This window comes from Massilia atriviolacea (assembly GCF_003953935.1).
Taxonomy (GTDB): domain Bacteria; phylum Pseudomonadota; class Gammaproteobacteria; order Burkholderiales; family Burkholderiaceae_D; genus Telluria_A; species Telluria_A atriviolacea.
Map to the genome: position 1 here is coordinate 42,340 of NZ_RXLQ01000018.1, position 12,615 is coordinate 54,954.

Consider the following 12,615-nt stretch of genomic DNA (forward strand, 5'->3'; position numbering starts at 1 on the left):
CTGCATACCGTATTGTAGAGCACTTGTGAAATAGCAATTATTCGGGGCAAGGATGTGCTTCGTTTGCGCCCATCTGTTTATAATCGACAGATGGTCTTTACCTTCCCCGCTTGCCTTAGCCGACAGGACAAATCTTGAACATTCATCAATATGCCGTGCGCCTTCCCGCCGCGCTGGCCATCGCCACCCTGTTCGCCGCCTGCGGCGGCGGCGGCGGCAATCCGACCAGCGTGCCGGGCGACCCGTCGGGCACGCCGACCCCGACGCCCACCCCGACGCCAACGCCAACGCCGACACCCACCCCCACGCCGGGCGACGTCAAGCCCGACGGCTGCAAGGCGTACATCGTGGCCGACAAGACCGTCGCCGCCGGCAAGGCGGGCGGCGCCAGCGTGCTGTCGTGCGGCGCGCCGCTGGCCGATGTGAGCTGGACCCAGGTCAGCGGCCCCGCCGTCACCCTGCAGGCGGCGCGCACGCCGACCGTGTCCTTCGAAACGCGCGAGAAGGGCGTGATCGTCCTGCGCGCCGACGTCACCCTGGCCGACGGCGCGCGCCTGTCGCTCTCGACCGAGGTGACCGTGGGCGACGCGCCGGCGGGCAGCTTCATCAGCCTGCGCGCCGACCATTCCGTGCGTCCCGAGGTGCAAACCTCGGTGCGCGCCTGGCCCACCCTGAGCGGCAACGACAGCGTCGCCAGCATCGTCTGGACCCAGGTCGGCGGCCCCGCCGTGAAGATGGATACCGCGAACCGCCAGCTGCTGATGTTCAAGGCGCCGGCGTCCGCCACCGACGTGGCGCTGCGCTTCCGCGCCACCATGACCACCAGCGCCGGCGTCACCGACAGCGACGAGGTCCTGATCGGCCTCGATCCGCAGGCGCCCGGCAACGCCGACACCCTGTTCGACACTCCCACCGCGCGCGTGCATGCCTACCGCCAGGCCGGCGCCTATGCGGGCGTGCTGGCGCGCTGCACGTACGACGTCAAGGTGTACTACGCCAGCGCGGCGAACAACTCGCTGTGCAGCGCCCAGGTGCTGCCGCCGCTGCAGACCGAAGCGGGCGTGGGCGTGGTGCCGAGCGTGGCGCAGATCATGGGGCGGGTGCTGGTGTCGCACGACTTCCTGGGCGCCAATTTCGAGCAGTTCCTGCTGACCCAGGACCCGAACAGCGACTTCCGCCGCCTGCTGGCGAGCGTGTCGGCCATCGTCATCGGCTCGCATGTGCGCCCGAGTTTCTACAGCGCCGGCACCGGCGCGATCTACCTCGACGCCAACAACCTGTGGCTGAGCGCCGAGCAGCGCGACGTGGTGACCGAGGTGCCCGACTACCGGTCGAGCTTCGACGACGACCTCAATTTCATTCCGCTGGGCCGTTCGGTGAAAAACAACGACTACGCGCGCCGCAGCTATCCGTCGACGTCGCGCGTGACGCGCACCACCGACGAGCTGCTGTTCGACCTGGGCCGCCTGCTGTACCACGAGCTGGCCCACGCCAACGACTTCCTGCCCTCGGTCAACCGCGCCATGAACCTGCAGCGCACGATCTGGGACAATATCGCCGAGCGCGTCGGCAGCCGCACGCTGCCGTCCGATGCGCTGGCCAGCCAGTATCCGCTGCAGTCGGCCGAAATGCTGGGCATGGGCCAGGTGCTGTACCAGGGCGCGACCGCCACGGCGCTGCAGAAGGGCTACACGGCGGCCGAGATCGGCGGCTTCTTCGGCGCCGACCGCGCCTCGGACGATTACGCGTACTCGATCTACCAGAGCGACAGCTCGCGCGAAGACCTGGCGATGCTGTTCGAGGAATTCATGATGAGCTACCGCCATAACGTGCGCTACGACGTGGCCTATGCCAACCAGAGCGCCGGCAACGACCTGGTGCTCGGCTGGGGCCAGCGCGGGCGCATCGCCGAGCCGGCCATCAAGCCGCGCATCAAGCTGGTGCTGCAGCGCATCGCGCCGTGGATCGATCCGGCGGCGGTGGACAGCTTGCCGGCGCCGGTCATGATGCAGCCGGGCGCGCGCTGGGATGCGACCCTGGCGCTCAATCCATCGGGCCTGGCCAGGCGCTCGGCGCTGCGCATCGAATCGTCCGACGAGCGCGCGGCGCGCCTGAAAAACGATATCCGGCAGCGCGAGCGGCACGGCAGGATGACGCCGGACGGGCGTCAGCCGTAGGAGCCGCCCGTGTAGAGCAGGTCGAACAGGCGGGCGAGGGTGGCGATGCCCATCGTCGCCGCCACCAGCATTGTGCAAACCAACAACACTGCCAGCACCCAGCTCGAATTCGACTGGCGGCCCGAGCCGGCGTTGAAGGCGGCGTCGAATTTTTCGTCGGAGGACAGGCCGATCACCAGCGCTTCGATGAAGCCGACGATGCCCGACAGCACCAGCGGCAGCACCTTGAAGAACCAGTCGGCTTGCGGCGCCAGTCCGTACACCAGGCCGGCGACGGGCAGGCTGGCCAGGTGCAGCAGGCCGATTTTGTCGACGCTGCCGCGCAAGTAGAAGCGGTGCGCGCCGAGCGCGCCGAGGATCAGGGCGAGGAAGGTGGCGAAGGTTTTGTTTTTGTGCGATGTGGACATGGCAGTGGAAGTGAGCGTGGACATTCTGCGGGCGAGGTAGCGGGAAAGCTGGCAGTATCGGTCAATTCCGCGCGGAACGCACGGCGTTTGCGCCATCGGCCCCGCGACAGCCATCCACGATGCGGGTAGCGGTGCGGGCCAAAATAAGCGATAATCTTCAATTCGCCCCGAAGTGCGCGCCCTGTTGTCATTAACGCTTGCTGCTGCGCGGCATTGCGCGCTATAATTGTCGGCTTTTTCCGCCCAGCACAACTTTTTGGAATTATTATGGTCGTTATTCGTTTAGCTCGTGGAGGCGCCAAGAAGCGCCCGTTCTTCAACATCGTTGCAACGGACTCGCGCAATCGCCGCGACGGCCGCTTCATCGAGCGCATCGGTTTCTACAACCCGATGGCATCCGGTGGCGAAGTCGGCCTGCGTATCACCGCAGACCGTCTGGCTTACTGGCAAGGCGTTGGCGCACAACTGTCGCCAACCGTTGCACGTCTGGTGAACAGCCAGCCAGCAGCTCCAGCAGCAGCCTAAGCAGGTCCGGGTTTGAGCGGTTCGGCAGCATCCGGGGTGCAAATCCCTGACGACCTGACGCAAGTCGGGTACGTGTCCGGCGCCTTCGGCGTCACCGGTTCGATTCGGGTTACCCCGTTTTCCACCGACGCGGATGGGTTGCTGAGCGTGAAAACCTGGTGGCTGGATAAACCCAGCCTGCAATCCGTCTCCGTACGGACTGCGAAAATGCACGGCGGCGACGTCGTGGCCCAGTTGGCAGGAATGCTCGGGCGGGATGCCGCGGAGGCGCTGAAAGGCGCCGCTGTTTCCATCCCGCGCAGCCAGTTTCCGCAACTGCCGGCCGATGAATTTTATTGGGCCGATCTGATCGGCCTGAATGTAGTTAACCTGCAAGGCGAGGCCTTGGGGCTGGTGTCCGACATGATGCATAACGGCGCGCAATCGATTTTGCGCATCGCGCCGGTGCCGGATCCCGCAAGCGATGCCAGGGCGCCCGAGCGCCTGATTCCGTTTGTGGACCAGTTCGTCAAAACAGTTGACCAGGCAAGCAAGACCATCACGGTGGACTGGGGCCTGGATTATTAAGGCTTCCCACGAGCGAGTGCGCCATGCAATTTGATGTCGTGACCTTGTTTCCCGAGATGTTTGCCGCGCTGACGCAGTCGGGTGTGACCCGCCGCGCCTTCGAGCAGAAACGCTGGGGCCTGTCGACCTGGAATCCGCGCGATTTCACGAGCGACAATCACCGTACCGTCGACGACCGCCCGTATGGCGGCGGACCGGGCATGGTGATGCTGGCCAAGCCGCTCGAAGCGGCCATCGGCGCCGCCAGGCAGCGCCAGGTCATGCTCGACCTGCCCATACCGCGCGTGGTCTTCATGTCGCCGCAGGGCAGGGCGCTGACCCACGAGCGGGTGATGGACCTGAAGGATGAAGCCGGTTTGATCGTGCTGTGCGGACGCTACGAAGCGGTCGACCAGCGCTTGCTCGACCGCTGCGTCGACGAGGAAATCAGCCTCGGCGACTTCGTGCTGTCGGGCGGCGAACTGCCGGCGATGGCGCTGATGGATGCGGTGGTGCGGCAATTGCCGGGCGTACTGAACGACGACGCCTCGGCGGTCGAAGACAGTTTCGTCAACGGCTTGCTCGATTCGCCCCATTACACCCGTCCCGATACGTACGAAGGCGTGGCGGTGCCGCCGGTCCTGATGGGCGGCAACCATGCGGAGATTGTCAAGTGGCGGCGCGAGCGCATGCTCGAAGCCACCGCCCGGAAACGGCCCGACCTGCTGGTCCGCGCGCGCAGCGCCGGACTGCTGAGCAAGGCCGACGAAAAGTTTCTTGCAGGTTTGTAAACCTGCTATTGCAGTACCACTGTGCAGGCAATCTCGCCCGTATCAGTAACCCCATCCTCTACTGGGCGAATGCAGCGCCAGCAAGATGGTTATCGGAGTCCTAAAAATGAATTTGATTCAGCAACTTGAGCAAGAAGAAATTGCCCGTCTGGGCAAGACGATTCCTGATTTCGCACCTGGCGACACCGTGATCGTCAACGTCAACGTGGTCGAAGGCACCCGCAAGCGCGCCCAGGCATACGAAGGCGTCGTGATCTCCCGTCGCAACCGCGGCCTGAACTCGAACTTCATCGTTCGCAAGATCTCGTCCGGCGAAGGCGTCGAGCGTACGTTCCAGCTGTATTCCCCGCTGATCGCATCGATCGAAGTCAAGCGTCGTGGCGATGTTCGCCGCGCCAAGCTGTACTACCTGCGCGAGCGTTCGGGTAAATCGGCGCGTATCAAAGAAAAACTGCCAAACCGTCGCGCTGCTGCACCAGCGGCTGCCAAGTAATCGGCACCGGCGTTTTAAGAAAGGCATCCCTACCCGGATGCCTTTTTTTGTTTTAAGGACAATACCCTTGCCCAAGATTATTTTCGATCCAGAAAAATTGCCTGTCGAAGGCCTCGGCGGCGAAGCGGCGCTCGAGCCGGAGCGCCTCACGCCCGCGTGGCTGCGCCGGCGTTTCGCCAGTCCGCCCGACTGGCAGCCCGAGCCGCCGGGCGAATCCTGGGGAGGACGCACCGACATGATGCCGGCCTCGGTGCTGCTGCCGCTGGTGCAGCGCGAGGCGGGCCTGACCATGCTGCTGACCGTGCGCACCGCGCACCTGTCGGCGCATGCGGGGCAGATCAGCTTTCCGGGCGGGCGGGCCGAGAGCTACGACGCCTCGGCGATCGCCACCGCGCTGCGCGAGAGCGAGGAAGAAATCGGCCTGCAGCGCCGCCACGTCGACGTGATCGGCACCTTGCCCGACTATATTACCGGCACCGGCTACCGGGTCACCCCGGTGGTGGGCCTGATCGCGCCGCCGTTCGAGCTGGCCGCCGACGCCAACGAAGTGGCCGAAATCTTCGAAGTGCCGCTGCAATTCCTGATGGACGGCATGAACCACCAGCGCCTCTCGCTGGAACTGCCCGAAGGGGCCGGACAGCGCAGCTTCTACGCCATGCCGTACGATCGCTTCTTCATCTGGGGCGCCACCGCCGGCATGCTGCGCAACCTGTTTCACTTCCTGCGTGCCTGAGCCGGACGCGCATTGGTCTGACCAATCCTCAATAAGTTTGATTCCGCCGGTGCTCTGCGCTATCGTAGCGGGCATTGACGAATTGCTCTGCTGCTTCATTCTAAAAGTATAAAAGGACCTTCGATGACATTTTTCTCCATTCTCTGCGCGCTGCTGATCGAACAGCTCAAGCCGCTGCGGGCAGACAATCTGATTTATGCGGAGATCAAGAGTTTCGCGATGCGCATGGAAGGCTGGTTCAACGCGGGCGACGCCAGCAACGGCCGCATGGGCTGGGTGCTGGTCATCCTGCTGCTGATGGGGCCGACCGCCCTGATTTCCTGGCTGCTGTACGACTACCAGCTGGTGTTCGTCGCCTTCGCCTGGAATGTGCTGATCGTCTACCTGACCCTGGGTTTTCGTCATTACAGCCATTATTTCAGCTCGATCCAGGGGGCGCTCAGCGCCGGCGACGAAGCCGGCGCGCGCGCGCTGCTGGCCGAGTGGGCGCGCATCGACACGGTCGGCATGGAAGGATCGGAAGTGGCGCGCATCGCCGTCGAAAAGTCGCTCCTGACCACGCACCGCAATGTGTTCGGGGTGTTCTTCTGGTTCCTGCTCGTCGGCCCGGCCGGTGCGGTGATGTACCGCGTCTCGGAATACCTGGCGCGCGCGTGGAACGAGCCGGACCACATGCGCAACGAAGCCTTCGGCCAGTTCGCCGCGCGCGCGTTTTACTGGATCGACTGGGTGCCGGTGCGCCTGACGGCGGTGGCGTTCGCCGTGGTCGGCAATTTTGAAGATGCCATCTATGCATGGCGCAACTTCGCCCATCGCTGGACCGACGAGGCGCGCGGGATCATCCTGTCGGCCGGCGGCGGGGCCATGGGCGTGCGCCTGGGCACGCCGAACGAGAATGCCTCCAAGGTCTTGCCGCCGGATGCGGCCACCGTCGACAGCACCTACAGCGAAGTCGACGTGATGCCGGGCGAAGAGCCGAACGCGCGGGCCCTGCAAAGCACGGTCGGATTGGTGTGGCGGGCGTTGCTTTTATGGATGCTGCTGCTGTTGCTGTTGTCGGGGGCGGTGGGTTTGGCTAATATTGGACAGGCGGCGGCCTGAGGCCGGTTGCGCGGCCGCGGCAGTAACAGGCGTCGTTCGCGCGCCAGGGCGGCCCTGGGCGGGAACGACGCGGTGCATCATTCCTGCAAACTCAACTCTTCTATAAGATATAATACTGACGTTGCATAGCAGAACCTGATTCACTGGCCCGGCGCTTGCGCCTTCGTCTCCACGCATCTTCCTGTTCCCACGACCCGCCCTATGGCCGAGTTATCCGAAAGCAAGAAAAAACTCGCCGACGAGTTTTTCATTCTTGGCCTCACCAGCAATGGCAGGCAGTTCCGCCCCAGCGACTGGGCCGAGCGGCTGTGCGGCGTCATGTCCTGCTTTCGCCCCGAAGGCTCGGGCGGACGCAATGCCCACCTGCAGTTCTCGCCCTTCGTGCGCCCGACCATGCTCGACGGCGTGAAGGCCGTGGTGGTCGATAACGAACTCCAGAAAGTCGAACCGCTGGCCTACCACTTCGTCCTGAATTTCGCCAAGGACAATGATCTCCAGATCATCGACGCCTGCATCCTGCCCGAACCGGGCGAGCCTAAAATCTGAAAATCCTCACCGCTGTTTTGAGCAAGATCAAACTGGCAACAGAAAGAGCGCGTTAGTTTAAGCCTTTTGCGCGCCCATTTGCGCGCGCGCACATCACAAGCGCACCGCCGCTAGGGAGAACACAATGCGCATAGGCGAAATCTGCACTGTCCACACCAGTTACTGCAAGGGCGACGAAACCGTCCAGGCCGCAGCCCTGCTGATGCGTCAGCATCATGTCGGCGACCTGGTGGTGGTCGAACAAAGGCAGGAGGAACGCATTCCGGTCGGCATCCTCACCGACCGCGACATCGTGGTCTCGGTCATCGCGCTCGGGCTCGATCCGGCCAGCCTGCTGGTCGGCGACATCATGAGCGCCGACCTGCTGACCGCGTCGGAAGACGACGACGTCTACGAAACCATCGAACGCATGCGCCTGCGCGGCATCCGCCGCGTCCCGGTGGTCAACAACGCCGGCGGGCTGGCCGGCATCGTCAGCGTCGACGACCTGCTGGAGTTCCTGGCGGAGGAAATGGGCGAACTGTCCCGCATCAGCGCGCACCAGCAAAGCCACGAAAAACGCGCGCGCCAGTAGCTTGCCTGACGGATTGCCGCCCTCTGGTATGATGAGCCGCGCCGGGGTCCGCGTGGCTCCGGCAAACCGTGTCCACTACCAGAAGAGCCCATGAATCGAATTCGCTGGATCTGCGCCGCCGCCTGCTTCCTTACGGGCGCCGCGCTCGCCCTGCCTTTGCCCAAAGGCGTCGTGCAGGGCCCCTCCGTCGAAGGCATTACCGAGTACCGCCTGCCGAACGGCCTGAAGGTGCTGCTGTTTCCCGACTCGTCCAAGCCCACCGTCACCGTCAACGTGACTTACCTGGTCGGCTCGCGCCACGAGAACTACGGCGAAACCGGCATGGCCCACCTGCTCGAACACCTGATGTTCAAGGGCGCGCCGAACAACCGCAATATCGCGCAGCAGTTTTCCCAGCGCGGCATGCAGTTCAACGGCACCACGGCGCTCGACCGCACCAATTACTACGAAGTGTTCCAGGCCGGCGACGACAACCTGAAATGGGCGCTGCAGATGGAAGCGGACCGCATGGTCCATTCCTATATCGCCAAAAAAGACCTCGACTCCGAAATGACGGTGGTGCGCAACGAGTACGAAAGCGGCGAGAACTCGCCCGCCGACGTCCTGATGAAGCGCATGCAGAGCCTCGGCTACGACTGGCACAGCTACGGCCGTTCGACCATCGGCAACCGCAGCGACATCGAGAACGTCAAGATCGAGAACCTGCAGGCTTTCTATCGCACCTGGTACCAGCCCGATAACGCGGTGCTGCTGGTGGCCGGCAAATTCGATCCGGCCCGCGCGCTGGGCTGGATCGCGCACAGTTTCGGTGCGATCCCCAAACCGAAGCGCGCCTTGCCGCAGTTCTGGACGGTGGAGCCGACCCAGGACGGCGAGCGCAGTTTTACCGTGCGGCGCCAGGGCGACGTGCAGATGATCGCGCTCGGCTACAAGGTGCCGGCCGCGCTGCATGACGACAGCGACGCCCTGAGCTTCGCCTCCGAGGTGCTGGGCGCGGCCACTACCGGGCGCCTGCACAAGCTGCTGGTCGAAAGCGGCAAGGCCAGCGACGTCTTCGCCTACGCCGAAACCGGCTACGCGCCCGGCATGCTGTACTTCGGCGCGGTGGTGCGCAAGGGCGACCCGATCGAGCCGGTGCGCGAGGCGCTGACGGGGGCCGTCGAGGACTTCGCCAAGACCCCGCCGACCGAAGCCGAAATCGAGCGCGTACGGCGCAACTACAGCAACAGCATCGACAAGAGCCTGAACGACCCGCAGCAGGTCGGCGTGGCCTTGTCCGAAGTGATCGCGCTGGGCGACTGGCGCCTGTTTTTCGTGGGCCGCGAGCGCATCGCCAGCATGACCGCGGCCGAAGTGGCCGACGCGGCGGGGCGCTACCTGCGCCGCGACAACCGCGTGACCGGCCACTTCCTGCCGGACGACGCGCCGCGCCGCGCCGAGATCCCGCCGGCGCCGAGCGTGGCCAGCGTGATGAAGGACTTCAAACCGAAACAGGCGAGCCAGAAGTCGGAAGACTTCGATCCCAGCCAGGCCAACATCATGAAGCGCACCACCCTGGCCACCGTGGGGGGCATGAAGCTGGCGCTGCTGCCCAAGAAAAACCGGGGCGAAGCGGTGTCGGTCGACCTGAACCTGCATTGGGGCGACCAGAAAAACCTGTTCGGCAAGGGCATGCTGCCGGCGATGACGGGCGCCATGCTCACGCGCGGCACCACCCGCTACACGCGCGAGCAGCTGTCGGACGCCTTCGACAAGCTGAAGATCAGCGGCGGCCTGATGGAGTTCGAAACCACGCGTCCCAACCTGAACGAGGCGCTGCGCCTGATGGCGCACGTGCTCAAGGAGCCGAGCTTTCCCGAAGCCGAATTCGAACAACTGCGCCAGCAATGGCTGGTCAGCCTGGAGTCGGGCCGCAGCGAGCCGCAATCGGTGGCGGCGCGCACGCTGGCCGAACACTTCGACCGTTATCCCAAAGGCGACGTGCGCGCCACCCGCACGCTCGACGAGCAGATCGCCGAGGTCAAGGCGGTGCGCCTGGAAGACGTGAAAGCCTACTACCGCGACTTCTACGGCGCCTCGCACGGCGAACTGGCGATCGTCGGCGACTTCGACGCCGCGCCCATCGCGCCGCTGATCGACGAGCTGTTCGGCAAGTGGCAGAGCCGCGCCAGCTACGCGCCGGTGCTGCGCACCAATGCGGCGGTCGCGCCCCTGAAGAAGACCATCCACCTCGCGGACAAGGAAAACGGCGTGGTCATGGCGCGCCTGAACCTCGACCTGCACGTGGACGATGCGGACTATCCGGCGCTGATGCTGGCCAATTACATCTTCGGCGACGGCGGCCTGGAATCGCGCCTGATGAACCGCATCCGCCAAAAGGACGGCCTGTCCTATGGCGGCGGCTCGCAGCTCGGCGCCGGTGACCTCGACCGCGCGGGCGGCCTGTCGATGAGCGCCATCGCCGCGCCGCAAAACCTGGCCAGGCTCGATGCGGCGATGCGCGAGGAACTGGCGCGCGCCGCGAGCAAGGGCTTCACCGCCGGCGAACTGGCGGCGGCCAAGTCGGGCCTGCTGCAGCAGCGCGCGCAAAACCGCGCCGAAGACAGCATTCTGGCGAGCGGCTGGACCTCGCTGCTGTACCTGGGCAAAACCTTCGCATGGAGCGCGCGCTTCGAACAGAAACTGGCCGCTGTATCTTTGGAGCAACTAAACGCCGCCTTCCGCAAGGCGGTCGACCCGGCGGCGCTGAGCGTCGTCATAGCGGGCGACCAGGAGAAAGCCCAGCCCAGGAAATAAGGCCGGCAATACTTGCTGGCGGGATAGCAACGTTTACGGTATTCTGTTGCTTCGAGGAAGTATTTGCTTCCTCTGTAGAACATACGGAGATGTTGGATCATGGCCAGGGAGAAGCAGAAGGATACCTCGTTCGAGGGCAAGGTCGTCCTCGTGACGGGGGCGGCGGGCGGCATCGGACGCGCTGCGGCAGTGGCGTTCGGGCGCGCGGGAGCGTGCGTGGTGGTGGCCGATACGTCGGTCGACGGCGGCCACGCGACGGCGGCGATGATCGTCGAAAACGGCGGCAAGGCGCTGTTCGTGCAGTGTAACGTGACGCGCGCGGCGGAAGTCGAAGCGTTGATCGACAAGACGGTGGCGTACTACGGCAAGCTCGATTGCGCGTTCAACAATGCGGGCATCGAAGAAGAGCACCTGCCGCTGGCGCAGGCCGACGAGGCGCTGTTCGACCGCATCATGAACGTCAACGTCAAGGGCACCTGGCTGTGCATGAAGTACGAACTGCGCCAGATGCTCAAGCAGGGCAGCGGGAGCATCGTCAACACGGCCTCGGTGGCGGGCCTGGTGGGCGCGCCGACGCAGCCGATCTACGCGGCCAGCAAGCACGCGGTGGTGGGCATGACCAAGACCGCGGCGGCCGAATATGCGCGCGAAGGGATCCGCATCAACAGCGTGTGCCCGGGCGTGGTGAATACCCCGATGATGGGCCGCGCGCTGGAACGCGAGCCGCTGCGCGAGAAAAAGCTGCGCAATGTGCATCCGATGGGCAGGTTCGCCGAGCCGGCCGAGATTGCGCAGGCGGCCATGTGGCTGTGCTCCGAACAGAGTTCCTTCGTGACCGGGCATCAGCTGGCCGTCGATGGCGGCCTGACCGCGATCTAGAGCCCTCAGCAGATCGGGGGAAGCTGAGGGCGATGCATGATAAGCGAGGGCAAGGCGCGAGGAGGCCGCATGGCTAGCCATGCAACGGCCAGCAACGCGGCGCTCGCTTGTCAGGCGCGCCGGCAGCGACTCCGATCCACTGAGACAGGCTCGCAGGCGATTGCGCCGGCTCCGCCATCGGTGGCGCCGGCGATCACACCGTCGTCAGCTCCGCCACAAAGTCGTACATATCCCCCCTGAAGTACGAGCGGCAAAACTCCACCGCCCGTCCGTCGCGCAGGAACGCCAGCCGTTCCACGCATAATCCCGCATCGCCTTCCTTCGACTGCAGCAGCTTGGCCTGTTCCGCGTTGAGCAGCAGCGCCGACAGGCGTTGCAGCGCGCGCGTGGGCCGGTTGCCGGCCGCTTCCAGCGCCTCGTACATCGACACCCCCACCACGTCGAGCGAGGGCAGGCAGGAGGCCACGATGGTCGCGTACTCCAGGCACATCGGCAGTTCGTCCGCGTAGCGGATGCGGTTGAAGCGGTATACCGGCGCGCCCGGCGACAGGCGCAGGCGCAGCGCTTCTTCCGGCGTCACCGTGCCCTCCGAACGCTTCAGCCACACGCTGCGCGGTGTGCGTCCGCGCGCCCGCATATCCTCAGAAAACGAGGTCAGCTTGGCGAAATTCTTTTCGATCCGCGTGTTGATGAAGTTCCCCGAGCCGGGCCGCTTGACCAGCAAGCCCTCGCTGACCAGGCCGTCGATGGCCTTGCGCACGGTGATGCGCGAGATCGACAGGTCCAGCGCCAGCTGGCGTTCGGCCGGCAAGGCTTCGTCGGGGCCGAACAGGCGCTGGTCGATCGCTTCGCGCAGGGCGCGCTGCAATTGCTGGTACAGGGGCTGGGAGCTGGTCTGCGCCAGCGTGTGCATGATCTGGGCGAGGGATGTCATACCAATCTGCTTTCTTTTTGTAAGGATGGGACCACTTTTCCCGGTCGATGGCGCAAATCCGCCACATCATGCAGTTGTCGTATTTGCATATACCGATAATACCAAAAAAAGAC

The 12,615-nt window shown here is 64.7% G+C and carries 13 protein-coding genes; 11 read left to right on the plus strand and 2 right to left on the minus strand.

Features of this window, described 5'->3' with window-relative positions; genetic code table 11:
- The first annotated feature begins 134 nt into the window (after window positions 1-134).
- Complete coding sequence (locus tag EJB06_RS25895) at window positions 135-2,177, plus strand: hypothetical protein (protein WP_164558043.1); 2,043 nt, start codon at window positions 135-137, stop codon at window positions 2,175-2,177.
- Here the strand turns inward: EJB06_RS25895 and EJB06_RS25900 are convergent.
- The gene (locus EJB06_RS25900; protein ID WP_126076922.1) at window positions 2,168-2,584 is read right to left on the minus strand and encodes a TM2 domain-containing protein; all 417 of its coding nucleotides are present in this window, start codon (window positions 2,582-2,584) and stop codon (window positions 2,168-2,170) included. The genes EJB06_RS25895 and EJB06_RS25900 overlap by 10 nt on opposite strands.
- Before the next feature lie 267 nt (window positions 2,585-2,851).
- On the opposite strand from EJB06_RS25900, the gene rpsP reads away from it, so the two are divergent.
- From rpsP to EJB06_RS25950, 10 genes are all read left to right on the plus strand, one after another.
- Complete coding sequence (gene rpsP, locus EJB06_RS25905; protein ID WP_126076923.1) at window positions 2,852-3,109, plus strand: 30S ribosomal protein S16; 258 nt, start codon at window positions 2,852-2,854, stop codon at window positions 3,107-3,109.
- A 36-nt stretch (window positions 3,110-3,145) separates the two neighbouring features.
- Entirely contained in the window at window positions 3,146-3,676 is a 531-nt protein-coding gene (gene rimM, locus EJB06_RS25910) for a ribosome maturation factor RimM (RefSeq protein WP_198420922.1), read from the plus strand.
- Between the two features lie 23 nt (window positions 3,677-3,699).
- Complete coding sequence (gene trmD / locus EJB06_RS25915) at window positions 3,700-4,446, plus strand: tRNA (guanosine(37)-N1)-methyltransferase TrmD (protein WP_126076925.1); 747 nt, start codon at window positions 3,700-3,702, stop codon at window positions 4,444-4,446.
- 106 nt (window positions 4,447-4,552) lie between these two features.
- Window positions 4,553-4,939 (plus strand): 50S ribosomal protein L19, encoded by a 387-nt coding sequence (gene rplS / locus EJB06_RS25920; protein ID WP_126076926.1) that lies wholly within the window; start codon window positions 4,553-4,555, stop codon window positions 4,937-4,939.
- A gap of 37 nt (window positions 4,940-4,976) precedes the next feature.
- A complete protein-coding gene (locus EJB06_RS25925) occupies window positions 4,977-5,672 on the plus strand; it encodes a CoA pyrophosphatase (RefSeq protein ID WP_126076927.1) in 696 nt (231 codons plus the stop codon).
- Window positions 5,673-5,795: 123 nt separating this feature from the next.
- A complete protein-coding gene (locus tag EJB06_RS25930) occupies window positions 5,796-6,773 on the plus strand; it encodes a CobD/CbiB family protein (RefSeq protein ID WP_126076928.1) in 978 nt (325 codons plus the stop codon).
- Between the two features lie 201 nt (window positions 6,774-6,974).
- Window positions 6,975-7,319 carry a DUF3579 domain-containing protein gene (locus EJB06_RS25935; protein ID WP_126076929.1) on the plus strand — a complete coding sequence of 115 codons (345 nt, stop codon included), beginning with the start codon at window positions 6,975-6,977 and terminating at the stop codon, window positions 7,317-7,319.
- Between the two features lie 124 nt (window positions 7,320-7,443).
- A complete protein-coding gene (locus EJB06_RS25940; RefSeq protein WP_126076930.1) occupies window positions 7,444-7,893 on the plus strand; it encodes a CBS domain-containing protein in 450 nt (149 codons plus the stop codon).
- Window positions 7,894-7,983: 90 nt separating this feature from the next.
- Window positions 7,984-10,689 (plus strand): M16 family metallopeptidase, encoded by a 2,706-nt coding sequence (locus EJB06_RS25945; RefSeq protein ID WP_126076931.1) that lies wholly within the window; start codon window positions 7,984-7,986, stop codon window positions 10,687-10,689.
- Between the two features lie 99 nt (window positions 10,690-10,788).
- Window positions 10,789-11,568 (plus strand): SDR family oxidoreductase, encoded by a 780-nt coding sequence (locus tag EJB06_RS25950; RefSeq protein ID WP_126076932.1) that lies wholly within the window; start codon window positions 10,789-10,791, stop codon window positions 11,566-11,568.
- Between the two features lie 193 nt (window positions 11,569-11,761).
- Here the strand turns inward: EJB06_RS25950 and EJB06_RS25955 are convergent, their stop codons facing one another.
- The gene (locus EJB06_RS25955) at window positions 11,762-12,502 is read right to left on the minus strand and encodes a GntR family transcriptional regulator (protein ID WP_126076933.1); all 741 of its coding nucleotides are present in this window, start codon (window positions 12,500-12,502) and stop codon (window positions 11,762-11,764) included.
- Window positions 12,503-12,615: the final 113 nt, after the last annotated feature.

What these genes read in the sequence shown, in the direction of transcription:
- EJB06_RS25900 (WP_126076922.1), bottom strand. Translation starts at nt 2,584, where the DNA reads ATGTCCACATCGCACAAAAACAAAACCTTCGCCACCTTCCTCGCCCTG.
- rpsP (WP_126076923.1), top strand. Translation starts at nt 2,852, where the DNA reads ATGGTCGTTATTCGTTTAGCTCGTGGAGGCGCCAAGAAGCGCCCGTTC.
- trmD (WP_126076925.1), top strand. Translation starts at nt 3,700, where the DNA reads ATGCAATTTGATGTCGTGACCTTGTTTCCCGAGATGTTTGCCGCGCTG.
- rplS (WP_126076926.1), top strand. Translation starts at nt 4,553, where the DNA reads ATGAATTTGATTCAGCAACTTGAGCAAGAAGAAATTGCCCGTCTGGGC.
- EJB06_RS25925 (WP_126076927.1), top strand. Translation starts at nt 4,977, where the DNA reads ATGCCTTTTTTTGTTTTAAGGACAATACCCTTGCCCAAGATTATTTTC.
- EJB06_RS25930 (WP_126076928.1), top strand. Translation starts at nt 5,796, where the DNA reads ATGACATTTTTCTCCATTCTCTGCGCGCTGCTGATCGAACAGCTCAAG.
- EJB06_RS25935 (WP_126076929.1), top strand. Translation starts at nt 6,975, where the DNA reads ATGGCCGAGTTATCCGAAAGCAAGAAAAAACTCGCCGACGAGTTTTTC.
- EJB06_RS25940 (WP_126076930.1), top strand. Translation starts at nt 7,444, where the DNA reads ATGCGCATAGGCGAAATCTGCACTGTCCACACCAGTTACTGCAAGGGC.
- EJB06_RS25945 (WP_126076931.1), top strand. Translation starts at nt 7,984, where the DNA reads ATGAATCGAATTCGCTGGATCTGCGCCGCCGCCTGCTTCCTTACGGGC.
- EJB06_RS25950 (WP_126076932.1), top strand. Translation starts at nt 10,789, where the DNA reads ATGGCCAGGGAGAAGCAGAAGGATACCTCGTTCGAGGGCAAGGTCGTC.
- EJB06_RS25955 (WP_126076933.1), bottom strand. Translation starts at nt 12,502, where the DNA reads ATGACATCCCTCGCCCAGATCATGCACACGCTGGCGCAGACCAGCTCC.